Source organism: Hymenobacter radiodurans (assembly GCF_004355185.1).
GTDB lineage: Bacteria > Bacteroidota > Bacteroidia > Cytophagales > Hymenobacteraceae > Hymenobacter > Hymenobacter radiodurans.
This window is the reverse complement of the sequence record NZ_CP037922.1, coordinates 817,586-840,598: the sequence shown is the minus strand read 5'-3', so window position 1 is coordinate 840,598 and position 23,013 is coordinate 817,586. Positions and strand designations below refer to the sequence as shown.

General features: G+C 54.4%; 22 protein-coding genes and 2 pseudogenes. 11 read left to right on the top strand and 13 right to left on the bottom strand.

Translation table 11 applies throughout. From position 1 onward, the window contains the following. Positions 1-103: 103 nt before the first annotated feature. From EPD59_RS04820 to EPD59_RS04810, 3 genes are read left to right on the top strand one after another with little or no spacing between them, the layout of a single operon-like run. Positions 104-1,156 (top strand): DoxX-like family protein, encoded by a 1,053-nt coding sequence (locus EPD59_RS04820; RefSeq protein ID WP_205703482.1) that lies wholly within the window; start codon positions 104-106, stop codon positions 1,154-1,156. Between the two features lie 52 nt (positions 1,157-1,208). Beyond that, positions 1,209-1,964, top strand: a complete 756-nt coding sequence (locus tag EPD59_RS04815) for a DUF4166 domain-containing protein (RefSeq protein ID WP_205703481.1) — start codon at positions 1,209-1,211, stop codon at positions 1,962-1,964. Then, a complete protein-coding gene (locus tag EPD59_RS04810) occupies positions 1,957-2,718 on the top strand; it encodes a fatty acid desaturase (protein ID WP_133271796.1) in 762 nt (253 codons plus the stop codon). Before EPD59_RS04815 ends, EPD59_RS04810 begins: the two co-directional genes overlap by 8 nt. 3 nt (positions 2,719-2,721) lie before the next feature. Here EPD59_RS04810 and EPD59_RS04805 read toward each other — a convergent pair whose 3' ends face one another. Further along, the gene (locus tag EPD59_RS04805) at positions 2,722-3,330 is read right to left on the bottom strand and encodes a DinB family protein (protein ID WP_133271795.1); all 609 of its coding nucleotides are present in this window, start codon (positions 3,328-3,330) and stop codon (positions 2,722-2,724) included. Positions 3,331-3,568: 238 nt separating this feature from the next. Between EPD59_RS04805 and EPD59_RS04800 the strand changes: the two genes are divergently transcribed. Continuing rightward, the gene (locus EPD59_RS04800; protein ID WP_133271794.1) at positions 3,569-4,564 is read left to right on the top strand and encodes a ComEA family DNA-binding protein; all 996 of its coding nucleotides are present in this window, start codon (positions 3,569-3,571) and stop codon (positions 4,562-4,564) included. 73 nt (positions 4,565-4,637) lie between these two features. Here the strand turns inward: EPD59_RS04800 and EPD59_RS04795 are convergent, their stop codons facing one another. Then, positions 4,638-5,441 (bottom strand): phosphatase PAP2 family protein, encoded by an 804-nt coding sequence (locus EPD59_RS04795; protein WP_133271793.1) that lies wholly within the window; start codon positions 5,439-5,441, stop codon positions 4,638-4,640. A 162-nt stretch (positions 5,442-5,603) separates the two neighbouring features. On the opposite strand from EPD59_RS04795, the gene EPD59_RS04790 reads away from it, so the two are divergent. Then, on the top strand, positions 5,604-6,473 hold the full coding sequence (locus tag EPD59_RS04790) for a hypothetical protein (RefSeq protein WP_133271792.1): 870 nt from the start codon (positions 5,604-5,606) through the stop codon (positions 6,471-6,473). An 86-nt stretch (positions 6,474-6,559) separates the two neighbouring features. Then, positions 6,560-7,444: an SDR family oxidoreductase gene (locus EPD59_RS04785; RefSeq protein ID WP_133271791.1), complete on the top strand. Its 885-nt coding sequence runs from the start codon at positions 6,560-6,562 to the stop codon at positions 7,442-7,444. A gap of 94 nt (positions 7,445-7,538) precedes the next feature. Here the strand turns inward: EPD59_RS04785 and EPD59_RS04780 are convergent, their stop codons facing one another. Beyond that, entirely contained in the window at positions 7,539-8,654 is a 1,116-nt protein-coding gene (locus EPD59_RS04780) for a hypothetical protein (RefSeq protein WP_133271790.1), read from the bottom strand. Between the two features lie 59 nt (positions 8,655-8,713). Beyond that, positions 8,714-8,938 carry a hypothetical protein gene (locus tag EPD59_RS04775; protein ID WP_133271789.1) on the bottom strand — a complete coding sequence of 75 codons (225 nt, stop codon included), beginning with the start codon at positions 8,936-8,938 and terminating at the stop codon, positions 8,714-8,716. A 287-nt stretch (positions 8,939-9,225) separates the two neighbouring features. On the opposite strand from EPD59_RS04775, the gene EPD59_RS04770 reads away from it, so the two are divergent. Together EPD59_RS04770 and EPD59_RS04765 are read left to right on the top strand one after the other, a co-directional pair. After that, positions 9,226-9,417 carry a cold-shock protein gene (locus EPD59_RS04770; RefSeq protein ID WP_133271788.1) on the top strand — a complete coding sequence of 64 codons (192 nt, stop codon included), beginning with the start codon at positions 9,226-9,228 and terminating at the stop codon, positions 9,415-9,417. 223 nt (positions 9,418-9,640) lie between these two features. Continuing rightward, positions 9,641-9,835: a cold-shock protein gene (locus EPD59_RS04765; RefSeq protein WP_084446316.1), complete on the top strand. Its 195-nt coding sequence runs from the start codon at positions 9,641-9,643 to the stop codon at positions 9,833-9,835. Between the two features lie 187 nt (positions 9,836-10,022). Here the strand turns inward: EPD59_RS04765 and EPD59_RS04760 are convergent, their stop codons facing one another. After that, entirely contained in the window at positions 10,023-10,475 is a 453-nt protein-coding gene (locus EPD59_RS04760) for a gliding motility lipoprotein GldH (protein WP_240731623.1), read from the bottom strand. Then, positions 10,369-12,170: pseudogene (gene ricT, locus EPD59_RS23115) on the bottom strand (regulatory iron-sulfur-containing complex subunit RicT). The gene EPD59_RS04760 and the pseudogene ricT overlap by 107 nt, the downstream one beginning before the upstream one ends. An 898-nt stretch (positions 12,171-13,068) precedes the next feature. Between ricT and EPD59_RS04750 the strand changes: the two are divergent. Then, complete coding sequence (locus EPD59_RS04750) at positions 13,069-13,881, top strand: M57 family metalloprotease (protein WP_133271786.1); 813 nt, start codon at positions 13,069-13,071, stop codon at positions 13,879-13,881. Positions 13,882-14,019: 138 nt separating this feature from the next. Here EPD59_RS04750 and EPD59_RS04745 read toward each other — a convergent pair whose 3' ends face one another. The 7 genes and pseudogenes from EPD59_RS04745 to EPD59_RS04715 all read right to left on the bottom strand — a co-directional run bounded on the left by EPD59_RS04745 (position 14,020) and on the right by EPD59_RS04715 (position 20,661). After that, complete coding sequence (locus EPD59_RS04745) at positions 14,020-14,493, bottom strand: T9SS type A sorting domain-containing protein (protein ID WP_165963475.1); 474 nt, start codon at positions 14,491-14,493, stop codon at positions 14,020-14,022. A 92-nt stretch (positions 14,494-14,585) separates the two neighbouring features. Next, on the bottom strand, positions 14,586-16,493 hold the full coding sequence (locus EPD59_RS04740; RefSeq protein WP_165963474.1) for a S8 family serine peptidase: 1,908 nt from the start codon (positions 16,491-16,493) through the stop codon (positions 14,586-14,588). Between the two features lie 385 nt (positions 16,494-16,878). After that, positions 16,879-18,038: pseudogene (locus EPD59_RS04735) on the bottom strand (zinc-dependent alcohol dehydrogenase). 292 nt (positions 18,039-18,330) lie between these two features. Further along, positions 18,331-18,597 (bottom strand): hypothetical protein, encoded by a 267-nt coding sequence (locus tag EPD59_RS04730; protein ID WP_133271783.1) that lies wholly within the window; start codon positions 18,595-18,597, stop codon positions 18,331-18,333. A gap of 122 nt (positions 18,598-18,719) precedes the next feature. Then, on the bottom strand, positions 18,720-19,217 hold the full coding sequence (locus tag EPD59_RS04725) for a hypothetical protein (protein ID WP_133271782.1): 498 nt from the start codon (positions 19,215-19,217) through the stop codon (positions 18,720-18,722). 33 nt (positions 19,218-19,250) lie between these two features. Then, on the bottom strand, positions 19,251-20,033 hold the full coding sequence (locus tag EPD59_RS04720; RefSeq protein ID WP_133271781.1) for a UDP-2,3-diacylglucosamine diphosphatase: 783 nt from the start codon (positions 20,031-20,033) through the stop codon (positions 19,251-19,253). Beyond that, positions 20,008-20,661 carry a LutC/YkgG family protein gene (locus tag EPD59_RS04715; protein WP_133271780.1) on the bottom strand — a complete coding sequence of 218 codons (654 nt, stop codon included), beginning with the start codon at positions 20,659-20,661 and terminating at the stop codon, positions 20,008-20,010. The genes EPD59_RS04720 and EPD59_RS04715 overlap by 26 nt, the downstream gene beginning before the upstream one ends. A gap of 243 nt (positions 20,662-20,904) precedes the next feature. On the opposite strand from EPD59_RS04715, the gene EPD59_RS04710 reads away from it, so the two are divergent. Both EPD59_RS04710 and EPD59_RS04705 read left to right on the top strand, forming a co-directional pair. Continuing rightward, positions 20,905-21,804 (top strand): sulfatase-like hydrolase/transferase, encoded by a 900-nt coding sequence (locus EPD59_RS04710; RefSeq protein WP_240731622.1) that lies wholly within the window; start codon positions 20,905-20,907, stop codon positions 21,802-21,804. A gap of 134 nt (positions 21,805-21,938) precedes the next feature. Beyond that, positions 21,939-23,000, top strand: a complete 1,062-nt coding sequence (locus tag EPD59_RS04705) for a hypothetical protein (RefSeq protein ID WP_133271778.1) — start codon at positions 21,939-21,941, stop codon at positions 22,998-23,000. The last annotated feature ends 13 nt before the right edge of the window (positions 23,001-23,013 follow it).

Below are 23,013 nucleotides of genomic sequence, written 5' to 3'. Positions count from 1 at the left end.
CCCTGATTCCATAAAGCAGTTGAGAATTTTTACGGATCAGTTCAGCTACAGGCATTTTCAATAAAAACTGGACGCTAAAAAGCCCCCGCTTGCTTCGGCAACCATGCGTGCCACCTCAAAGCTGAGCGCTGATTTTCTGCCTCCAACGCTCAGTACTTATCTGTTATTTCCCTTGCCTTCCTGCCGCGCTTCGCCTACCTTTCTTCAGTCGTTTGCTACCCGGCCCGCACTTTTGAAAAACCCGCCTATCTACGTTGAAACCCTGATCCGCTGTCCTATGGACGCGCTCTGGGATCATACCCAGCAACCCGACTTACATCAGCAGTGGGATTTGCGCTTTACCGAGATTCGCTACCTGCCCCGCTCTGTAGATTCTGAGCCCCAACGGTTTCTGTACGCTACGCGCATCGGCTTTGGCTTGGGCGTGGCTGGTCGGGGTGAAAGTGTAGGCACCAAGGAGAAAAATGGCGAGCGTACTTCGGTGCTTAAGTTCTGGTCGGATGAGTGGCTTTCGCTAATCCAAACCGGGGCTGGCTATTGGAAATACGTCCCGACGCCGGAGGGCCTGCGCTTTCTTACGGGCTACGATTATCAGACGCGTTTTGGGGCGCCCGGCCGCGTGCTCGACCGACTTGCGTTTCGGCCCCTTATGGGCTGGGCTACCGCCTGGAGCTTCGATTGTCTGCGGCTCTGGCTAGAGAAGGGAATCAAGCCAAGTGCTTCTATTCGCCTGGCAATTATTCAGCTAGTAGTTCGGTTGGTCTTAAGCTTTTGCTGGATATATCAGGGCGTAGTGCCCAAACTGCTTTACCCGGATACCGGTGAGCTAAGTATTCTGCAAGGCGCGGGCTTCACGGCTGAAGCCGCCCGATACGTGGCAAGCGCGGTGGGCGTGGGTGAAATCGTGTTTGGCTTACTATTCTGGCTGCTGCCGCTACGGTATTTGCGGCCTGTGTATTGGCTGAATATGCTAGGGCTCGTGGTATTGGGACTGGGGGCCATTTTTAGCCAGCCGGCCATTTTCGTGGCGCCTTTTAATCCCGTTACGCTCAACGCTTCTATGCTGGTGCTGGCCGCCGTGGGGCTGCTTAGCCTCGATGATTTGCCGAGTGCCCGCAATTGCCTTCGCCAGCCGCCACCCATGGCACCAGTCTGAGCTGGCTAGACGCCGAACTACCGAATATTTATTCGCTTTCTCTACCCTCTTTATGGCCTCCATCTATCAGCAGCAATTAGGTACTGAGTTCACCAAACTTCATCCGCGAATGCAGGAGCGGCTGGCTTTTGCCAGCGACGACCACCGAGCTTTTATTGGCGAGGGTACTATGGAGCGTGTGTGGCACGGCCCGTTTTATACCCAGCCTTTCCTGCGGATCGGTTTGCTACGCCATATCATGTTTCCCGATGCGGGCCAAAATGTGCCGTTTCGCATCGAAAACTATGCTTACCGCGACTCCTTTGGGCGTGAAACCGTGTCGTGGATTCGGCGCTTCTCCTTTCCGAAGCGTACCCGCTGCTTCGACGCAACTATGATTCGTAGCACCGGGCGCAACCGCATTGTCGATTACCTAGGCACCCATCAGCATCTGGCCGTGGATATCGATTTGTCGGTATCAGAACGAGGTGGACTGCGACTACGCTCCGGGGAGCAGCGGTTTTATGAGGGGCCGTTCTGGTTTCGCTTTCCCATGTTATTCTCTGGGTTGGCCGATGTAGAGGAATGGTATGATGATGCCGCCGCGTGCTACCGCATCAAGGTAGAAGTGCGCAACCCGACGTTTGGAAAGTTATTCGGTTACCATGGCTCCTTTCAGCCCCGCTGGCAAGAATTGCCCCCGAACGGATTCCGGCATATGCCTTGCCCCGACGGGAGGAAAGACGAGAATGAAGCGCCGTTACGGTGCATACTAGCCACAATCTGCTGCTTGTCATTACCTCTACTTAACTATCACTATTATGAGTAAAGTCGCCGCCCACTTACAGCTCACCACCCAGCAGCGCCGGATTGAACTAGCCCGCCCGTGGGTGCTGGCCGCACTTTATGTAGCCGCCGCTTTGGCCGGCTGGTGGTGGGTCGCGGTCCCGTTGGCAGTAGCAGTGTGCTTGGCGGCTTTCGTGCAGATGCATGACGCCATGCACCATGCGCTGGGCTTGTCTAAAGCCGCGAATGAGCGCGTACTGGCACTTAGCGCGTTGCTTATTTTGAAAAGTGGTCACGCCATGCAGGTAACGCATTTGCGCCACCACGGTCGCTGCCTTACGGAGGAAGACCCGGAAGGTGCACCCGCCAACTGGCGGTTTTCGCGGGTGCTGTGGCAAGGCCCCTACCATATCCTGACGCTGCGCCGCGAGTCGTGGAAAATTGCCCCCCACACCCGCCGCAAGCAGCTTATCGAGACGATGTATACGGTGGCTTTGCTGGCTGCTTTCGTAGGGCTTTATGTTTTTGCGGGCTCCCTGGTCGGGTTGGTATATTGGGGCGTGGCCTTCTTTATGAGCGCTACCATGCCAATCTGGGCCTCCTATATTCCGCACCACTTAGCTGTTCAGAACCCCGCAGCACGGGTAGCGGCTTCGCTCGCGCAGATCTGGACACCGGTAGTCGCTTCGTTTGCATTTCACCATGTGCACCACCATTATCCGCTTGTGCCCACGGCACTATTGCCCCGCGCGGCAGCGGAACTGCCGGCCCCTCCGGAGCACGAGCATCATCATTAATGCTTACTCGGCTGGCTTAGTTTCTGTCTCGTCCTGGGGGCGCTTGGTGGCTTGCAGTACGCGCTCTACCTGCGCCATATGGCGCTCTATATGTGCCACCAGAAAGGCAAATTCATCGGTGAGGCGTAATTGGAGCAGCGGAATCAGCGGATTAGGAATGCGCACGCGATTGGCGTTTATGGTCCGGGCCTGATCAATCAGGTGCAACATTTCATCGAGCTGACGGCTAAACACTTCTACTACCGTACGGGGCAGGCGGCTGCCGCTGGGGGCGTAGCGCTGGGGCGTTTTAAGGGCTTTCTGACTAACGGGCGTGCGCATAGCCTGCACAAGTCGGCCCCCAATAAAGCCTGATTTTACCGTCTCAGCTGGCTTGGTGCTCCGCTCACTCGCGGCCTTGATTTTACGAACCACTGCCGGCAGATGATGGCCACCCACGATGGTAAGATGTTCTAGGCATTGCCCCACACTCCAAGTATCTGGGGAAGGCCGACGGTTTAGTTGATCTTCGCTCAGATGCCGCAGCCGCTGCGTCACTACCCCACGAACCACCTGCACGGTGGCGGCAAGCTGGTCAAAAAACTCAGTGGTACGAATGACGGCAGAGGGCATAGGTGAGGGCGTGAGCAGCAGAACGAAAATTGAATACGTAATGATACGGGCTACAGCGGTTTTCGCCAATTTTTAGCCCGCACTTCATACCCTCGCTCAGCGGGCAATTCAGCTATTTTAACTTATCTGATCATAAATTAATTGCACTGCAAACGCTTTAAGGCTTGATTTATGCAAATGCGCCGGTTGATTTACGTGAGTAGCTAGTATCAGTTTTTAGTTATATTCTACCTTCTTCGTGCTTAAGCATCAGCGCCCGCGCAAAGCCCCGCACATAGCCCTACGCGACGCGGTGCGGCGGTATTTTGGATTCTCGCGCCGCGAGACGTCCGGGTTTGTAGTGCTATTGCTACTACTCGTGCTCTGGCTGGTGTTGCCGCAGCTGCTTCAGCCGGCTCTCCCGCACTACAATCCCAAAGCCGACCAACAGCAGCTTGACGCTCTGGCCGCCGAACTGGCTGCTGCTCGTCGGCCGCGCACCTACGCCAACCGCTACCCCCGCCAAAAAGCCCCCCAGCCGCCCGTAGCGCAGGTAGCACTTGCTGCGTTCGACCCGAATGCGTTGTCGGCCACTGATTGGGAAGCGCGCGGGGTGCCGCACTACGTAGCGCAGCGAATGGTGAAGTACCGCGATGTTATTCAGGGATTTAAAGCCAAAGCCCAGATTCGTCGCACGTACGGCCTCCCCGACTCCGTGTACGCTCGCCTTGCTCCGTATATGCTGCTACCTGATGAGCTGCCCGCTCGCACGGCTTATGCTACCGCCAAAAACCGCTATCCGGAGCGGCCTTCTTCGTTTCCGGTCAGTAAGTTCCCGCGCAAGCCGACCAATCTGGCTCCTTTCGACCTGAACGCGGCCGACACAACCCAGCTTATGCAGATTCGGGGTATCGGGCGCGGACTGTCGAGCCGGGTGGTGGCTTATCGGGCGCGGCTGGGGGGCTTTTCTAGGGAAGAGCAGCTGGGCGAAATCTTCAATTTGCCCCCCGACCTAGTGGATAGCCTGCGCAAGTACACGTTCGTCGCGGCGAGCTTCACCCCTACGGCTATTGATGTAAACAATGCCACGCTGGCCGAGCTAAAAGACCATCCGTATGTGGGGTTGCGTCTGGGTCGGGTGTTGGTAGCGTATCGGCAGCAACACGGCCCTTACCAGCAAGCCACCGACCTCCGCAAAATTCGTATCCTCGACGATGCGACCTTCGAGAAACTGCAACCTTACCTGCAGTTTTAGCTCCAGCAGTGTACTTGCAGTCAGGCCCAACCAATAGAATTACTCTGGGGGCTTTTTCCACTACATATTCCGCTTATAAGTGCAACGCCAAGGCCGCGCCCACCGCGCCATTGGGTGCATACGTAGGCACCAACAACATTTTTTGGCCCCAATGCCCCGGTAGCTGCCGGGCTAGCACCGGATACAGGCGCCACACCGTTTCGGCAGAAAGAAACCCGACTGCCGCGCCAGCCATTACGTCGGAAGTCCAGTGTCGGTCGTTGAGCACGCGCATGGTGCCGGTAGCTACGGCCATAGAATAGCCGGCCACACTTACCCAGGGATGAGTTTTCCCAAACTGCTCGTGCAGAAGTGTGGCCGTCATAAAGGCTTCACTGGTGTGGGCGGAAGGAAACGAGGAAAAATCGGCGGCCACGTCGGGGCGACGCTCCTGCGCCAGGCGTTTGAGCCCGCTGGTGAGCGTCGTGTTTACGACGTGCGAGAGGCCGTAAATCAGCGTAAACGGCAGCAGACCTCGTTCGCCATGCAAGCCTGCCGTTTGCAAAGCAAATGCTAGTGCAATAGGCGCATGCCGCGAGTAATCATCTAAGTGCGTATGAAATTGGGGAAAAGCCTCGCGGGTTTCGTGCTGAATAGCTTCTTTCGCCTCGTCCACAAAATTCTCGTTGCGGCCAGCATAGCCCAGTCCGATAAGCGCGACCGGCACGGCTACCCGCCACGTAGCCGCGGCGACTCGCAAACGCGTCTTAGGCACTGAAGCCTGAACTACCAGCACGGAGTCGGCGGGGGGCAAAATGGAAGCCATTTCCTGCCCACGCACTGGTAAGGCCACCAAGCACACGCACGCACCAATAACAGATCTAAAAAGTCGCAGCATCAGAGGGTCGATAGCCGAATCATATGGGGGCAAGCTACGCTAATCTTTTGCGTTTTGCGCCTTGCTTCGCCTATTTGGGTTTGCCTTTCGTATGGATGAGCAATACGTGGCGCCAAGCGTATTCGGCGCATCGCATTCGGCATTCTGCTAACTCATTATTCCATGGCCTTATTGCTACGCGACAAGCTTTTCCCCCTTCTCATCTTTTTTCATACGGTGCTCTGTGGCTGTGCCAATGACAAAGGGCGCGGCGACTTCGACCGGATTAGCCAGACTTACCAAGTGAAGCAGGTGGGCCGCTTGCAGAAAGATAAAGTAGTGGAAAGCTCGGGGCTGGAAATTGCCAATGAGGAAGGCGACCTCTGGACCCACGGCGACGGTGGCAACACGGCCAAGCTCTACAAAGTAACCATGCAGGGCGATAAGCTGCAGGAGCTGGATTTGGCGCCGCTCACCAACATCGATTGGGAGGACTTGGCACGGGATGAGGAAGGCAACATTTACATCGGCGACTTTGGCAACAACCAGAATAAGCGCCGCAACCTGGCCATTTATCGCCTCCGCGGCCCCGAGTTGAAGGAAGTTGACACGATTCGGTTTGCGTATCCCGACCAGCGAGCGTTTCCACCCAAAAAAGTCGCCCGCAATTTCGACTGCGAGGCTTTTTTCTTCTATCAGGATAGCCTGCACTTATTTACCAAAAACCGCGGTGAGGGCAACTGGGTAAAGTATTATGTGTTGCCTGCCCGCCCCGGCACCTATACGGCCCGCCTGGTAGACAGCATGCAAACGAATACCTGGATTACTGCCGCCGACATCAGCCCGGATGGACGTACGGTGGCCTTGCTGGGCTACGGCTACGCATACCTGATTGAGCGCACTGCGGGTGCCAAGCTTTTTGACGGAGCTAAGAGTTGCTTGCCACTTCCGCAAACCGGACAGGCTGAGGCCATCGTTTTTATCAACGACCACGACTTTCTGCTCAGCAATGAGAAAGGAAAAATATTCCGGGCGGCTTACGTGAAGAAATAATAGCTGCTGAAAGCAGGAATCAGTACGTTTAGCATACGAGCACGTCACTCGCTGCTCTTTCAACTTCACCCCTCAACACCTACCACATGTCGCATACAATTCTGGTTACTGGCGCAACGGGCACTGTAGGCACCGAAGCAGTATTGGCCCTGGCCAACCGGGGCCTAACGGTGCGCGCCGGCGTGCACTCCCTTATTAAGGGCGACCGATTCAGCCACATTACTTCCGGCGTGCAGCTGGTGGAAATGGATTTTCATAAGCCCGCAACCCTGCGCGTTGCCCTAACCGGCGTGGGTCGGGTATTCATGATTACGCCCGTCACCGACGACCAGGTGGCAATCAGCAAGCAGTTTATCGATATTGCCAAGGAGGCGGGTGTACGTCAGATTGTGCGGCTGTCGGTGGCCGGGGCCGATGCCGAACCGGGAATACAGTTCGGGCGCTGGCACCGCGAGGTAGAAAAGTATTTGGAGCAAAGCGGCCTGGCATACTGCATCTTACGTCCAGGGGGCTTTATGCAAAACTTCGCGGAGCAATACGGCCACTCCATCCGGCATGAGGGCAAGTTTTATCTACCGTTGGGTGATTCAAAAGTTGCGTACATCGACGTGCGTGATATTGCCGCCGTAGCAGCCACCATTTTGACGGCCGACATAAACCAGCATCACGGCCAGGCTTACACATTGACCGGGCCCGCAGCTGTCAGTGGGCAGGAAGTGGCACAGGCCATCAGCAAGGCGTGTGGTCGGGCAGTTGAGTACGTAGATGTACCCGAAGCCGCTGCCCGACAGGCAATGGCTCAGCAGCTACCCCCTTGGCTGACTAATGCTTTGCTGGAGCTGCACGCCATCAGCAGAGCTGGCTACGCGGCCCATACCACTTCCACCGTGCAAGAGCTCACGGGCCACGCGCCCCATACCATAGAGCAGTTTGCCCACGACAATCAGCACTGCTTTCTGCCAGCGTCCTAACGGTCATTTGCATTCCACACAAAAAAGCCCCCCAGATTATTCTGGGGGCTTTTTTGTGTGGAATGTAAGTCAAAAGTCTAAAAGCGACACGGATTTACTGCCGTTCTGGGTCGTTGTCGCGGCCAGCATTGCGACGTGGTGTGGTGCCGTAGTCGCTGTTGTCGTCGGCGCGCGGAGGCACTGGTGCTTGGTTATTTTCAGCACGTCTCGATTCTTCGGCCGATGCCCCGCCAGTATTCTTATTGGCGTTGGAGTCATTGTAAGAGCCACCACGCGACCCGATACCTTCCGCTGCATCACCACTCTGGCTACGCTCCCCATCCGACTCTACGTAGCCCGTGCGGGAAGCTGAGCCGGTGCTGGTTGTAGGCGACTCTGGCTCACCTGCCGGGCCGGGCTCATCACGGCCACCCAGTTCGGTAGTGCGCGGCTCAGTAGCCACTGGCCGGAAAGCCAAGCCATCGCTGTCGTGACCTTCCTGCGAAGGCCGATAGTCCTCGGTCTGATTCCGTTGGTTGGGGGGCAAATTTACCCCCGCGGTTGAAGAGGTGTTGCTTGAACTGCCGCCTAGCGACGTACGTCCATAGTCCTCACTAAAGCCGGCGCCACTGCGGGGCGAATCATTATCGTTCTCATAGTGGCTGTCCACTGTGGTACCGCTGCGGGGCGTGCCGGGTTCATTGCCAAACGTGCTGCCCTCCGGATGATCTGGCAGTGGGGCACTTGAGTATTGCGCGGAAGTTGGGGCCGTATTATTCTCCGGCTTTCCTCCTTCATAACCACCTCTGGTAGCTTGCTGGGTACTCAGCTTTCCTCCGTACACTTCATCGGCGCGGAACTGGTCGCCGTAGCCGCCTTGCGTTGAGCCAACATCCTGGGGGCCAAATTCGCCGCGACCCGGACCGCTCAATTGATTTTCCAGTCTATCCTCGTCCTGAAAAACGGGCTGAGTACTATTACCAAAATTACCGCCGTACGGCACTTCTATAGTTGGGTCGTTAGCGAGGTCGATATAGGGCGTGTCCAATGCAGGACGGTCGTTAATATCCTCGGGGTTTTCAGCGGCAGCTGGAGCCGTTTTGGGAAGCGGAGCCCCGGCAGACGAGTGGCCCGTCATGCCCGGCGTTTCGGGCTGCGTACGGCTATTCGCCAGCGGATTGCCTGTTTCAGGGTCAAGCTTAGCGTTTTGTTCAGGCTGTTCGTTTTCCATAAGTTCAGGTAGCAAGCGGCGTTGGGCTATTGAGGTCAACGCCCCGCTTTCTTGGCAGTTTAGTTGGTTCGGTTGCCCGATAGGCGTTCTCTCTCGGGATTTTGTCCCATTACTAAAGGGTTGGCCTCTTTATTTTCTTCCTTGCCTTCTTCGCCTGTTACGGCGCCCTTCCCGACACTCATTTCCGAAGCAGCCAACGATTCGCTCGACGCGGCGGCATGCGAATCAGTGTAAAGGCCTTCAGGAATGGGATTCTCGTTCTTATTTCCAGGTTCGTTTTTCATGGGGCGGACTATTTAAGATGAAAAAAACTAGGGCATTGCTACTAGTAACTATACGCGCCCGCTAGCACAGAGTTGATTTTAGCGAGCGGCCGGTAAACCCCGCTAGCGCTATCATACAAGGCGATTAAAGCCGTTGCTATTCTTCCTAATTTATAGCTCTGGGCACCCCAATCATGCTTTTAAAGCTGCTCTTTCCCGGCTATTTATCAGCTCAACTAGTAACACGGATAAGAAAATAGCCTTAATTTTGGTCATTATTTAACCCCAACCTTAGTTAGTATCTGTCAATGAAAACGGGCAAAGTAAAATTCTTTAATGAGTCGAAGGGCTTCGGCTTTATAGTTCAGGATGAGGACAATCAGGAAATTTTCGTTCACCAGACAGGCCTGATTCACGAGATTCGCGAAAATGATCGGGTGTCGTTTGATATCATTGAAGGCAAAAAAGGGCTGAATGCCGTGAAGGTTGAGCGCATTTAGGCTCAGCTATAAGAGTAATTTCTCAGATTTCCTTCTTAGTTAAAGTTGACGTAAAACGCTGTCTTATTTAATTCTAAGCCATATTTTTTATCGTTTGGCAACTAATAATGCCCCCGTTTTACCACGCTTTCTTAGCTTCCAGATAATGTTGCAGCTGAAGCTGACCAACATAAACCGGAATTAGCACTATCTTTACCCCATTCTTCACCACATTTCTTTTATCATGAGCACCGGTATCGTAAAATTTTTCAATGAAACCAAAGGATTTGGCTTCATCACACCCGACGGCGGGGGCGAGGACATCTTCGTTCACGCTACCGGCCTCATGCAGCCTGTCCGCGATACTGACCGCGTAGAGTTTGAGGTTCAGCAAGGCAAAAAAGGCCTGAACGCCGTAAACGTGCGCATCGTACAATAGTCCTTTCGGACAGCTAACGCTGCACTCTGAATCCCGTCTTAGCTCTTGCTGAGACGGGATTTTTTTGTGGCTTATTTTTCCTGGTGGCATCCTTGCCATTCATAAGCACGGCATTATGACTCTGATGAACAAGCACAAAAAAGCCCCCAGCCATACGCTGGGGGGCTTTTTTGTGCTGTTAGATCATCTATTTTGTTTCAGCTTTCGCTACCCGCACTCCTACGGCCATAATGCCGGGCAGCTGGTCTTGGCGCATGTACTGTTCAAGCACAAGTTTATAGGTGCCGGGTTGCCGAAACTGCTGATTGCGCAGCGCCAGAAACTGGTGGTCGTAGATATCGCCGGTGCCTTTGCCGCGGGGTTCGCCCGACTGCGGATCCATAAGAATCATTTGGTGCAGCAGCGCCGATAGCGGTTTGCCATCCGGACCGAACAGCTGGTGCTTCACATACAGATTGTAGTAGCCGTACATGGAAGCGTTGCGAACATTAAAGCTGATGTTGTAGCGCTGGGTAGTATCCTGAATTTCGAACTCAAACGCAGGCTTTTCCTGCACGGTCCAGGTAAAGTTGTCGAAGTCGGCATTCTTCTCGAATACTTGGTTCGAGTCGCAGGCGGCCAGCACCAATAACGAGAGCACCGGCCACAGTCGGAGGAACAAACGCATACTTAAGAGACTGTGGGCGTAGGAGTAGTACCAGTGTTGCCTTCGCCACCGCCGGGGCGTGGGGGCGAGGACCGCGCCGTGGGGGGCGATTTTCGCGGCCGCCACGGTTGGAATTAGCTTCCCGCGGAGCATTGGCGTCACGATTAGCATTGGCATCACCGGCAGGACGAGAGCCTCCTTCGCGTGGGGGGCGATTTTCGCCGCGTGGGGGGCGCGGCGCCGCAACGCTGCCCTCGGGACGGGGAGTGTCTGGGCGCTTGTTGTCGGAGCGTGCTTCCCCAGCGCGGCCACCCTCGGAACGAGAGCGGTTGTTGCGCCGATTGAGGGGCCGGGCAGCTGCTCCCCGTGGCCGACGGGCCTCGTCGGAAGAAGAAGCCGCGGGCACTTCAATGCCACTGGAAGCATCAGGCGCCGACTTTGAAACGGCCGTGCGAGCGGGAGCGGCAGTCACTGGTGCGCTGCCTTCTGCTCCATCTTTCTTCTTGCGGCGCTTAGGACGCTTGCCCCCTTTTATCTTGTCGTCGAGGCGGTCGAGGTTGCCTTCCACATGGGCCGAAACTTCGGGTGCGCGCTCCTCTTCCCTAACGGGCGGCAGCAAGTTTTCAGGCTTCTCGCCGCGCTTATTCATGTCCTGAATTTCGCGCACGCGCTCTGCGTCTAGCATTACCCAGTTGTTGTCGCCGCGCAGAGCAAACCACATTCTTTTTTTGAATATGTCCGTCTTTTGCAAGAAGGCCTCTCCTTTTTCCGTCAATAGGGGGCGCTGTACTTGCGGGATATCCTTAAGGGCGTCGAGGTAGGTATCGAGTTCGTAGTTCAGGCAGCACTTAAGGCGTCCGCACTGACCCGAAAGCTTAGCTGGGTTCAGGCTCAGATTCTGATAACGGGCCGCCGTGGTGCTCACGCTTTTAAAGTCGGTGAGCCAAGTAGAGCAGCATAGCTCGCGGCCACAGGAGCCAATGCCCCCAGACGACCGGCCTCGTGGCGCAGCGAAATCTGACGCATATCTACCCGCACCCGAAACTCATCGGCTAAGCGGCGGATAAGGTCGCGAAAATCAACACGGTCTTCGGCGGAGTAAAAGAAGGTAGCGCGGGTACGGTCGGCCTGGTATTCCACATCCGAAAGCTTCATTTTAAGGCGTAGCTCTTCCACCACCGAGCGTGCCCGGAACATAGTACCCGTTTCAAGGTCACGCACGGCTTGCCAGCGCTCTTCGTCCTGCTCAGTAGCCACCCGCAGAATATTGCGCATGTCTTTGGCGTCTACTTCAGCCTTTTTCTTGCGCATTTGCAGGCGCACCAGCTCGCCCTTCAGCGACACGTGGCCCAGGTGCCAGCCATTACCGGCAGCTTCCACCACTACGGCGTCGCCCGTAACCAAGGGCAAACGGGTTTTATTGCGGTAGAACTCTTTGCGGCCGCCTTTAAAGCGGATTTCCACAATGTCAAATTCTTTAAAGTCGCTGGGCAGGGCTACGTCCTGGAGCCAGTCGAATACGTTGAGGCGGGTACAGCCGGAGCTACAACTACCCTTAGAGCCACAGCCCTTAGCAGTTGTAGAACAGCCCCCACCGGAGGAACATGAAGTGCAAGCCACGGCTTGAAGTATATATAGTGAGGCGGCAGTAACATCCGCACGAAAACCATTATGAACAAAGATAGGCATTTAGAAGGCGTGCTTTCGGACCTGTCAACAGGCGCTATCCAGAAGCAACTAACCTATCTTATATCGGCGACCTTAACAACCAGAGCGCCATTTTATTCTCATCAACCAGAATAAATGACTGCATTAGTTAAAGCTGCAAGCCAGTACCGGATAGGCTAAGAACGGCAAAAGCCCTCAGATTACTGTTCAGCTGTTGCGACCGAAATACTGAGTGTTTGTGGTAGCTACCCCAAATCCTGATTGATGAGGATGACTATTATACTTCTGACACTTTTTTTATAAAATAATCTTGCAGATTATCAGACACATATGATATTACAGTGAATATTTTCAATTTTTCTTTCTTCACATCATCACCTTATTTATATATATTCGTACAATCAGTCAGAATTAGATTATTCTGATTCTCACCCGCCCCACCAACCCACACCTTTCCGGCAACAGTACCATCGCGCGAAACTCCTCGCTCGATATAAGGTGTACTATGGGCCCTATTTTACTTACTGCTTCTGCTAAGCGCACCGCCTCAGTTCGGCCGAGTCGCCCGCGCGTTGTCTGTTCGGCTTGTCTGCCGCTCCGGTTACAAATTAATCTAGCCCTGTGGCGCGAAGCCCAACTTCGCCCTCCAGTCCCTCCCCTCCCTGTTTTTTCTGCTTGTATGACGCTGATGGCTGCTGCGTAAGCACCGTCTGCTTATACATAGTTCTTGGCTGTAGCCTTCACTGAGCTACCTGGCTATCCATTTTCTGGTTTTCCATCGTGTTTTTCCGCTTTCGGAAAGCAGCCGGGGATTTCTATGCAAAATCACAACCTGGCTTTTTTGAATTTTTTGAACATTTCCCGCTTACCGCATCCGTTCATTTCCCACCCATTTTCACCCAAACCCATTCCATTCTGTATGAAAATCCAAAATTACCTCTCTTCGCTTACCCTGCTTGCCTGCTCGGTATTAGCCCTTTCTTCTTGCCAAAAAGAAGATGGTAACCAAGTAGTCGCTAAAGACGAAATTTCAGCAGAAGTTAAATCCAAGATCCAAGACCTAGGCCTTAGCATCCAGAATGCTCAGCGCGTAAATGATGGCTACCTCGTAGAGGGCGACATCATGCTTACGGATGCTGACTTAGATAGCAAGCCTGATTACAAAATGCTTCGTGTGGGCGAAGAAGAGCAGTATCGCACCAATAACTTGGTAAGCGTAGGCTCGGGCCGCACGATTGGCATTGCCGTTTCTACCAGCCTACCTTCTACGTATGTAGCTGCCGTTGACGAAGCTATTCGTCGCTATAATGCCGAGGGCTTATTGATTCGATTCCAGCGTGTGTCGTCTAACTATGGCATCTTGCTGACGGCCGCTCCTGCTGGTTCTACCTACTTGGCTTCGGCTGGCTTCCCCTCGGGCGGCAATGCTTACAACCGTGTGCAGGTAAACACAGCTGCCATTGGCTCTAACCCAAATACGAACTACTTGGCTACTATTTTGGCCCATGAAGTTGGTCACTGCATTGGATTCCGCCACACCGACTACATGGACCGGAGCTATAGCTGCGGCGGTCAGTACACCAACGAGGGAGCCAGCACAGTAGGCGCTATTCTTATCCCCGGCACTCCAAGCGGCGCCGATCCGAACTCTTGGATGCTGGCTTGTATTGGCACTGGTGCTAACCGCTACTTCAACGCCAACGACCGTACGGCTCTTCGTTACCTGTACTAGCCGGTCCCACCCACTGGCTTAGTACCGATGCCTGTACGCATCACTAGTTAAACGTATCTTGAACGGATGCAAACAAGAAGCCCCGACTCCAGTGGAGTCGGGGCTTCTTGCCTTTAAGTTCGTGTAAACTGCTACGCTTTAAAGAACAACAATACGCTGCGTCATTCTAGGACCGTTTTCCGGCGTTACACGTACGAGGTAAGTCCCGCTTTGCAAGCCACTGGTATCGAATAGGTTGATGGTGCCAGTAGCGGTGGCTTCACGCACTAAGCGGCCAAGTAGATCGTAGAGTTGAATATGGACGGCGCCTGTAGTACTCGTGATGAGCTGGAGAGATTCGCCTGCCTGCACCGGATTGGGATAGGCCAGCAGTTCCCCGGTGCGTGCATATTGCACGGCTTCTAGTGCGCTATAAAAAATTTGCCCCCCCACCGTATTCAGCCGCACCCGGTAATGATTGAGGCCAGAGTTGGGCGCTAGGTCTGGAAAGGCAAATTGCAAGTCCTGTACAGGCGCGATGGTTTGTAGCGTTTGATAGCTGCCATCGGGAGCTTGGCGCTCCAGGCTGATGCTGTTCAAACCATAAGCGGTGCCAATTTCAAGATCGAGCAAAACTGTGTCTGTAACAGCTTGGCGCGGGATGAAAGAACGGACGTAGCAGCCTGTTCCCTGCTGGCTGTATTCTACACTGGGGCTTCGCTCCCCTATTTTGCCCCCAGTACTGGCGCCACAGCGAAATAACGGAATGGCAGCTCAGTTGCGGGCAAAACAGCTACCGTATCCCGGGTTCTTCGCAGAGGCTGCAAGCCGGTGGCGCTCAGACTGTAGAGTTGGTATTCGGTAGCGCCGGGCACAGCCGACCAGTGCAGTAGCGCTTCTTCAGGGCAAGCATAACCGACCTGCAAGCTCAACGGTGCATGAATCGTGAACGTCTCGGAAAGGTAAACGCCAGTGGGCGTCACCATTCGTAGTTGAGCGGCGGCAGCACTGGGAGGCGTCCAGGTAGTGAAGCCAGCTTTTAGCTCCACCGTCGGAGTGACTACCTGCCACGCGGTACTGCCAGCAGGCTGATATTCGAGGCGCGCCGTGGTGGCAGCACCCACCCACTGCCAGCGTAACTCCTGCGGAGTACCCGGGTTAAAGGTGGAGCCGGCGAGCGGATTAAGCCAAGCAAAACCGGTTTCCCCAAACTCATAAGCTACACTGAACGCCTGCGGCCCTTGAGGCACCGAAAACCCTCGCACGTGCAGTTCATATACCCCCGCCGCCGGCGCTACTACTGTAATCTGCTCTACGTTGTTGAGATGATCGGGGCGGCGGCGCGCGGGCAGCGTCAAAGAATCTAGGTGCGGAAAATGGCTTAATACCCAAGGCTTCCACCGTTGCTTGGTGGCTGGGCGAAACAGCTCTAAATCGAGGTCATTGATGAGTGCCTGCGCTGCGTCAGGAGCAGCGGCGGCATCATGCCAGGCCAGCGTTATCTTCAACTCAGGACTACCAGCCGGCACCGTGATAGTAAATACCCGCTCAGCATTCTGCGTGACTGAGTTCGTGTAAAACCGTCGCTCGCGGATTGTCTGTACGGCTCCCAGTGCATCGGCCTGGCCATAGCCGCTTTCAAAATCTATGGCTGGGCGTCCGGTGTCGTTGGCGCTATTGAGTAGTACTGCTTTTACTAGGGCTGCGGGGGGCAAAATGCCCCCCAACTGCTCCTTATAGGCTTGCTGTACCAGCAGGCTCATTCCCGAAACCAATGCTGCGGCATCGGAGGAGCCATCGGCGCCATACGCGACGAGTTCGGGCTTCACGCGCCCATCATACGCCGGGCCACGCGAACTCAGTGGAACCACGTTTCCACGGCTATCGGTGGCACCCACGCTCAGGGTGTTTTTCGACATTTTAAATTGCCCGGTTATATTGGCTACACCCGCTAAGCCAGCATAACGACCGCTGGGGCTGGTCTTAACGCCATCATTGCCGGAGGAAAAAACGTGCACTAACTGTGGATACCTAGTGGCGTGCGCATCGTAAGCGCGGGTTTCTAGGCCGTAATAGTTCTCAATAGCGACGCCATAAGAATGGTTTTGAACCGACACTCCCATTTGTGTTAAGCGGCCCCCGTCGTCAGGCATCAACTCACTAAAGTCGGCGCTAATCAGGCCAGCCTGCCAGGCGGCACCCTTGCCCGACGGGGCCGAGTTGCCGCCGCCCGCAATGAGCGTGGCCATGGCCGTAGCATGTGCCGAAACTGCCTGCGTAGTTGATTCGCCGACGGCAACTCGGCCCCGAAAATCAATATCAGTCGGATCAAATGGCCTTTCTTTCACTGATACTGTCATTCCTTGACCGGCCAGACTTGGAAAGCGAGCATGCAGCGGGGCAATAGTATTGGTAACTAAGTCAGAGTTGTCAAGCGGGCGTTCTTCGCGGGCACGACGGCTGGGCACATCCACAAAAGTTACCCAAGGACAAGCAAGTAACTTAGCTAAATGGGGGGCTTTTACGCCATCCAGCGTATAAGTGTCGCCAGGCGCAGCGTGCCGACTTACACGCACGGAAGGCAGTTGCAGGCGCATCCAAGCATTAAACTCAGCGGCAGATTGTACACTCACACGGTACGATGTAGTCGCCGACTGTACCGTAGCTGCTTTGAGCGGTGGGGCCAACTTCAGCGGTAGTGCGCTCTGAGCAGATATGCGGTCTTGAGCCCAGCTGACACCCGGCAGACACAGTAGGCACAACAGCCAGAACCCGCTTTTACTTACCAATCTGTATGTGCTAGATTCGTAGTTATTCCCCATGCACCGAACGTATAGAGTAGCAGCGGGCGCGGCCCGATTTAGGTTAATGTTCGTGACCCAATATAAGTAGAATCCTGCCGACTCCTTCGTGTTCAACTTTTGCGTTAAGGGGGGCTTTTTCATCTTTCCAAGCGCATAAAAGAAGCGCCCATCATTGCTGATGGGCGCTTCTTTTCTTAGACGAATAATTACGCAACTATGGCTTGAGAACCACCTTTACGCAGTTGTCTTTCTTGTTGCGGAAGATATCGTAGCCGTGTGCCGCTTGGCTCAAAGGCAAAGTGTGCGTAATGATATCATCAAGCTTTACCTTGCCGTCGACCACATATTTAAGTAGCTTATCTATGTGCTTTTGAGCAGGTGCCTGTCCCCCACGCAGGGTGATGCCTTTATCGAAGAACTGATGCAAGGGAAAATTGTCGTAGGGCGAACCATACACGCCTACCACTGATACAATACCACCCCGACGCACCGCGCTCATGCAAGCTTCCAGCACCTTCATCGAGCCTTTCTCAAAGTTGATAACTGCCTTAGCACGGTCTGCGAGGCTGCGCACTGGCTCAAAGCCGACGGCCTCCACACAAACATCAGCACCCCGGCCGCCGGTCAGGTCCCGGATTACTTCTACTACCTGCTTGTGATCGTGCCACAGGAGGGCTTCACAGTGGGCCGTTTGCTGGGCTTTATCTAGGCGATATTCCAGCGGGTCGACAATCAGCACCCGTGCTGCGCCGCGCAGCCAGGCTGATTTGGCAGCCATAATTCCGACCGGGCCGGCCCCAAAAATTACAACGAACTCGCCACCTTTTACTTCGCCCCAATCGATGGCAGAGTAGCCTGTGGGGAAAATATCCGTTAGGAATAAGGCCTGCTCATCGGTGAGGCTATCCGGAATTACGCGGGGCTGTAGTCGGCGTAGGGAACGCGCACGTACTCGGCCTGTCCGCCGTTGTAGCCGCCGTATATGTCCGTATAGCCGAATAGAGCACCGCCTTTTTGAGTCATTACGCCACCTTCGGGACCATAATGATCAGGATTTGAGTTTTCGCAGTGGCCGGGCAACTCGTGATTACAGAAGAAGCAGGTACCGCACGCAATTGGGAAGGGCACTACTACCCGGTCGCCGCGCTTCAGGTTGCCGACGCCTTTGCCTACTTCCTCCACAATACCCATAAACTCATGGCCGAGCACCATGGGACGGGGCTGCGGAATGCCGCCGTTATAAATGTGAAGATCGGAGCCGCAAATAGCAGTGCTGGTCACGCGGATAATGGCGTCGCGAGCTTCTTCAATTTTGGGATCATCCACGTTGTCAACGCGAACATCTTTCATCCCGTGAAACACGAGTGCTTTCATAGTGATAGGGTTGGGTTGGAAAAATAAGGAGGTCAGCAAGCGCTACGAAGCGCCTATGTAGTAGAAAGCTTAACGGGCAGATTCCGGCTCAGGTTGCTCTAGTCAGGTCTGAGGGTTAGCAGAGAGACTAGCACATCGACCCAAAAAAACCTTTCGGCACGAAAGCAGAAAGGTTGAATAGACACGTATTTCCGTCTAATTATCAAACAATGGGAACCGCGCCATTAATCCAAGTAACGACCGCGACAATTGAGATGCAAAGTACCGCGTCTCTACCCCTGCTTAAAATCGATCAGAGCTTGTAAACCAACACTGACGTAGGCGTCAGCAGATACGCGAATTGCTCTCCCAGCAATACCTGGTTCATGGTGCCTTCTACTTTTGGAAGTGGCTGAGTGCGTTCGGCGAGGGTATAGAGTTGAAAGAGATGCAGTACTCCATCAACCAGATAGTATAGCTCATCACCGCGAAAGCCTACGGTGCTCAGGCCAGTGAAAGGCAGCTTTTTGCGGTAATTGCCCAGGTTATCAAACACAAAGATGCCACTGGTGCGGTCCACGAGGTACAAATTATTCTGATACTGCCGCAGGAAACGAAAGTCCGGTTTGCTCCGGCCAATGATCAGATCCAGGGGCGTGCTTTGTCCAAAACGCTGGACCGTGGGGTCAAACTGGCGCAGGGTTAGGTCGCTTTCGTTGAGCAGCCACAGCTTATCGTCGGGGCTAGAGTAGCAACCCGAACGAGGCCGTCGAAATAGTCGCCGAGGCGAATTTGGGTGATGGGGGCCAAAAACCGATCAAGCAGGCGAATTTCTTGACGGTCGTCATAAAAGGCCATAATCTTGGACACGTTCCACGCTTCGAGCTGGGCGGTGTGGCCCGGCAAAGGCGGCGAATACACGTTGAGCGGCTGGCCGTCGGGGCCGTACTGGTGGATATTATCTTGGGCGTCGGCTACATACAGGTTGCCGCGCCGATCAAGGGAAGCCGCGCCGGGCTGGCGCAGACTAATGGTGCGAACCAGCGTCCAGCCATTGGTAGCTGATGTAACGGCGCTCTGGGGGGCAATTTTGCCTTTATTCACTGAATCAGGCGCAATGCGGGAAGGCGGCACGACGGAGCCCGCTCGAGGCGCGGTAGTCTGCGCTTGCAGGAAGCCAGCTGACAATAGTAGCAGCATGAGCAAAGCCGCAAATCCCCCCCCAGTAAGCGTCTACTGCTCAAAATGTTGTAAAGCCAGATCGTGTCCGTCATACACGGCATAGGAGCAATAATTGACCCACTCGCCTAAGTTAAGATAACGGCTGCCGGGCGCTACGGGCACATCGAGCGGCAAGTGGCGGTGGCCAAAAACGTAGTAATCGTGGTGGTAATGCTGCTCGAGCTCGCGGCAGTAAACGAGCAGCCACTCGTCTTCGCCAAAATACTTTTCATCGGCGGCCGCGTTCTGAATTCGGCTACGACGGCTCCATTTGTTGGCTAATCCAATGCCGAAGTTTGGGTGCAAACGCGCAAACAACCACTGCGACACGGGGCTGGCAAATACGCGTTTGAGTACTTTATACGTGTGGTCTTTGGGGCCCAACCCGTCGCCGTGCCCAATATGGAACAGCTGATTGCCGATGCGCTGGCTTACGGGGTGGCGCAAAATGGGAATATTCAGCTCTTTGGTAAAGTAGTCGAACATCCACATATCATGGTTGCCAGTGAAAAAGGTAACAGGCAGGCCCGCATCGGTGAGCTCGGCCAGTTTGCCTTGCAAACGAATAAAGCCGCGAGGCACAGCATGACGGTACTCAAACCAAAAGTCGAAAATGTCCCCCAGCAGATAAATAGCGCCTGCATCCTGGGCCGCCGTGTCGAGCCAGCGCACAATGCGGCGCTCGCGCGCGGCAGAACTGGCGGCGTCGGGGGCACCGAGATGAAAGTCGGAGGCGAAATACACCTTGCGGCCGGGCGGCAGCGCTAGATCAGGTAGTTGCAAGGGGCGCGTCATCCAACAAAAACAACACGAGGCTACGCGGACCATGCGCTCCGAGCACCAACGTTTTTTCGATATCAGCCGTGCGGCTGGGACCCGTAGTCAGCGAAATCATGGACGGCAGCCGGTCGCCGTAGCGGGCCGTTACAACTCCTAGCGCATCGCCGATGTCGGGCACAATTTGAGAGGTGCGGGCTAGCACCAAATGCTGATCGGGATAAATGCTCAGGCGGCGACCAGCGGCCGAAGCGGCGCTTACCAGGATGCTGCCCGTTCGGGCCACCAGCGCTTCGCAGGTAGTAAGGCCGGCATCGGCTTTTTTAATAAAGTTGGCTTCGTCGCCGCTAAAGGCCACGCCGCCTTCGTGCAGCATCTTTTTCAGCTCCGGCTCCCACACAAAGAGGTTATCCAGCTGCTTGTCTTTTTTGTAGACGAAAAGCTGGTCGAAGAAGTGCTCTTCTGACTCGCAGTAGTAAAAAGCCCCCCCGACCCGCGCGAAGCTCTGGGCAAAGTGGATAGCCAGATCATCGGTCAGAGGAGGGTGCAGCGAGGCGGAAAAATCGGGGGCAGCCGGCTGGGGCGCCGGTTGCAGCAGCGCCTCACGGATGCGGCGCAGCATACGGTCGCGGGAGGTATCAGACATGATAGGCAAAGGTAGCAGAGTCAAACCAAGCAACGCCTTATTCTCTATTGGACAAGTGGCGATTATTTTATATATTGATTACCAGTTATATAGCATCTATCCTCAATTTCTTACCCCAGATTATCGAAAGCAAAAACGCTCTTTATTCAGGCAAACGCCATGGCTTTCTTTATCAATCGTGCACGACGAAGCCCTTTAGCACTTGGCAGCAGCTGGTGGCGGTATGCTATTTTCCTTTGGCTGTTGCTCCTCTTCTCATTTGCCCCCCCGCCCGCAAAGAAAGGTCTGCGCACCAAAAACGTGATTATCGTAGTCATTGATGGTCCTCGGTATTCCGAAACCTGGGGCGCCACTCCCGGCATTATTCCTCAGATGGCTACGCGGCTGAAGCCCCGGGGCGTCTTTTTTTCTAACTTTTATAACAACGCTTTTACCTACACCAATTCTGGCCACACCGCTCTAACTACAGGCATCAATCAGCCCATCGACAACTTTGACGTTGAGTTTCCGCAACAGCCATCCATATTTCAGATTTGGCGCAAAGCTACGGGCAAGCCCGCCACGGCGGCTTGGCTCATTACCAGTAAAGACAAGCTGCACATTCTGGCTAATACCCTAAACCCGGAATGGAAAGATCAGTTTCAACCCTCCGTCGACTGCGGCATAAGTGGCCCCGGCAGTGGCTACCGCGCCGATTCGTTGACACTGGTAGCCGCTAAGCGCATTCTGACCCAGCACAAGCCCAATCTGGTACTCATCAACTTTATGGAACCCGATGGCTACGCGCACGCCGCCAATTGGGAAAATTACCTCCGTGGCATAGCGCGCGACGATAAATACGTAGGCGAGCTTTACGACTTTCTGCAAAAGAATAAAACCTACAGAAACACGACTACTTTACTTATCACCAATGACCACGGCCGACACCTCGATGGTATCGATGGAGGGTTCGTGGACCATGGGGACGATTGTGAAGGGTGCCGACATATTAGCCTGCTAGCTCTTGGACCGGACTTTAAAAGGGGGCGCACGCTTACCGAAAAATATACCCAGCCCGACGTGCCTTCTACGGTAGCCTTTCTGCTGGGTTTTCCGCTGGAGCAAAGTCAGGGAAAGGTAATCGAAAGCTTGTTTAAGCGCTGATAATCAGCTATATTCAGAGTACTCTGACGCAGTAAGCAGCTTGTACGCAACTGGTAGCCACTTAGTCAGGCAGTGCATTCACCTTCTTTGCTATAATATGGCATTTCGCTGTGATAGTCAGGATTTTATCGGTTTTGGCAAGCCTAAGCCTGCTTACTTACCAGCCCCAAATTACTCCGGCCGGTAAGCAGGAAAAAGTATCTGTCAGCACCAGCGAAAACCCCTTCTTTGCCAGGAACGAAGTAGTAGAACTTACGCTTGCGCTACCGCTGCAGAGCGTTTTGAAGGACCGTGGGGCTACTCCTGGCTTCCATCCGGCGCTACTTACGTATCGGGATACGGCTGCTGCCCTCAAAACGGTGGCTGTGCAGGTAAAGGTGCGTGGAAACCGGCGTAAAGACCCTACAGTATGTGGGTTTCCGCCCTTGCTGGTAAGCTTTCCGCCGGACATCTTGGGTTCGCCTTTTGGAGAAGTTAAAGAGTTGAAACTCATCACCCATTGCCTGAGCGACACTTACACCCTGCGAGAATACCTGGTGTATAAGGTTTATAATCTCCTGACCGACAAGAGCTTTCGGGTAAGGCTTTGCCGCATTACCTACCAAGATAACGCCCGTAAAGGCCGAGCCGACGTCTATTACGCTTTCTTTCTGGAAGAGGCAAAAGCCATGGCCGCGCGCAACGATGCGACGCTAGTTCCAAAGCAGTTTTTTATCGGCATGGAGCACATGAATCAGAAGGACATGGCTACGCTTGCGCTCTTTCAGTACATGATAGGGAACACGGACTGGTCAGTTCCTTATCGGCACAACATCCGAATGCTGAGCATAAATCAGCAAGCAAAACCCGTCCCAGTGGCGTATGATTTTGATTATAGCGGCATAGTAATGGCGCCCTATGCCGAGCCACCTGCACAGCTTGGTATCACGTCGGTGCGCCAGCGGCTTTTTCGGGGTTACGACTTCCCACCGGAAACGTATGCCGAAGTCATTAAGCTTTTCAACTCCCGCCGACCAGCCATCTATAATGTGTATCTATTATGTCCTTATCTGGATAATGACGAGAAAGCCTTTGCTGTCAGGTATCTGGATGAATTTTATAAAACGCTGAACAACTCCAAAGACTTTGAGCGCAGTATCGTGCGTGCGGGAATTAGAAATGGCCAGAAGTACACGAATGTTAAAGGACTAGAGTAATCAGGAGCATATA

Excerpts from the sequence above, each read along its gene's own strand:
- EPD59_RS04820 (WP_205703482.1), top strand. The coding sequence starts at position 104 with ATGCGTGCCACCTCAAAGCTGAGCGCTGATTTTCTGCCTCCAACGCTC.
- EPD59_RS04815 (WP_205703481.1), top strand. The coding sequence starts at position 1,209 with ATGGCCTCCATCTATCAGCAGCAATTAGGTACTGAGTTCACCAAACTT.
- EPD59_RS04810 (WP_133271796.1), top strand. The coding sequence starts at position 1,957 with ATGAGTAAAGTCGCCGCCCACTTACAGCTCACCACCCAGCAGCGCCGG.
- EPD59_RS04805 (WP_133271795.1), bottom strand. The coding sequence starts at position 3,330 with ATGCCCTCTGCCGTCATTCGTACCACTGAGTTTTTTGACCAGCTTGCC.
- EPD59_RS04795 (WP_133271793.1), bottom strand. The coding sequence starts at position 5,441 with ATGCTGCGACTTTTTAGATCTGTTATTGGTGCGTGCGTGTGCTTGGTG.
- EPD59_RS04790 (WP_133271792.1), top strand. The coding sequence starts at position 5,604 with ATGGCCTTATTGCTACGCGACAAGCTTTTCCCCCTTCTCATCTTTTTT.
- EPD59_RS04785 (WP_133271791.1), top strand. The coding sequence starts at position 6,560 with ATGTCGCATACAATTCTGGTTACTGGCGCAACGGGCACTGTAGGCACC.
- EPD59_RS04780 (WP_133271790.1), bottom strand. The coding sequence starts at position 8,654 with ATGGAAAACGAACAGCCTGAACAAAACGCTAAGCTTGACCCTGAAACA.
- EPD59_RS04775 (WP_133271789.1), bottom strand. The coding sequence starts at position 8,938 with ATGAAAAACGAACCTGGAAATAAGAACGAGAATCCCATTCCTGAAGGC.
- EPD59_RS04770 (WP_133271788.1), top strand. The coding sequence starts at position 9,226 with ATGAAAACGGGCAAAGTAAAATTCTTTAATGAGTCGAAGGGCTTCGGC.
- EPD59_RS04765 (WP_084446316.1), top strand. The coding sequence starts at position 9,641 with ATGAGCACCGGTATCGTAAAATTTTTCAATGAAACCAAAGGATTTGGC.
- EPD59_RS04750 (WP_133271786.1), top strand. The coding sequence starts at position 13,069 with ATGAAAATCCAAAATTACCTCTCTTCGCTTACCCTGCTTGCCTGCTCG.
- EPD59_RS04725 (WP_133271782.1), bottom strand. The coding sequence starts at position 19,217 with ATGCTGCTACTATTGTCAGCTGGCTTCCTGCAAGCGCAGACTACCGCG.
- EPD59_RS04720 (WP_133271781.1), bottom strand. The coding sequence starts at position 20,033 with ATGACGCGCCCCTTGCAACTACCTGATCTAGCGCTGCCGCCCGGCCGC.
- EPD59_RS04715 (WP_133271780.1), bottom strand. The coding sequence starts at position 20,661 with ATGTCTGATACCTCCCGCGACCGTATGCTGCGCCGCATCCGTGAGGCG.